We start from the raw sequence: 815 nt of genomic DNA on the forward strand, positions 1-815 counted from the left end.
TGAAATCGCTGAAGAATCAGTTGTCTGGTGAATGAATATATAGGATCAAGAATTGAGTCCGTGAATGTGACAGTGAGATCCAGCTGAGCTCCATGAACAGTGATTACAGTTAGGTAATCCCCCAAGTTTAGAATTTGGAGTGGGAATGTAGCAGTATTAGTGTGTGCATGGACAATATCATAGTTGTTCTTAACTACATGGCGCAAAACTCCCGCGGTATACCTGAGTTCGTTTAGGGGTCGAAATCTTGAGTTTGTTCCCGGGATTCGAATGATAGATACAGACTTGGATATGTCACTCATAGCTTCTTTATTCCCGCCCCCAGATTTTGTAATTATTGTAACACTACAATCGTAATCATCTACAAGGCGGTTTGCTAATTCTTTAACATGAATAATTCCCCCACCCGTATCTGGATACCAAGTCGTAGTTAAAAGCGCAATATTCATTTTATTTATATCCTAAGGCTTCTAAGCGCTCCTCAACTTGTTCGTCATTAGTATCTTTGTCTGGTTCGCCTGACTTCGAGCAATCGGAGAGTCTTCGCTCACTGAACCTCCGCAGGCTATACAATATCTCGGAATTACCATCATATGAGTCACTTATATCACTCATTTCGTTCGGGTCATTCCGAAGATCATAGAGGCTCTCAGTTACTACTTCACCAGAATCTAATTTGCGTTCTAATACCCCTTTGAGTCTCTCCCCACGTAATGCGAAGCGACGAATGTCGTCGTCATCATCTTCGCCACTGGCAATAGCGTAGACCCCATTCTCATTCACACGATTTTGTTGTGCTTTTGTATTCATCAGAG

1 protein-coding gene and 1 pseudogene are annotated in these 815 nt (G+C 42.1%); both read right to left on the reverse strand.

What is annotated here, in order from left to right; all coding sequences use genetic code 11:
* The coding region (locus DVK07_RS19980; protein WP_147441273.1) for a glycosyltransferase at positions 1 to 449 on the reverse strand (449 nt) is incomplete at its 3' end.
* 1 nt (position 450) lies between these two features.
* Positions 451 to 815: pseudogene (locus tag DVK07_RS23895) on the reverse strand (hypothetical protein); the annotation flags it as partial.

Source organism: Halorubrum sp. Atlit-26R, assembly GCF_003666015.1.
Lineage (GTDB): Archaea > Halobacteriota > Halobacteria > Halobacteriales > Haloferacaceae > Halorubrum.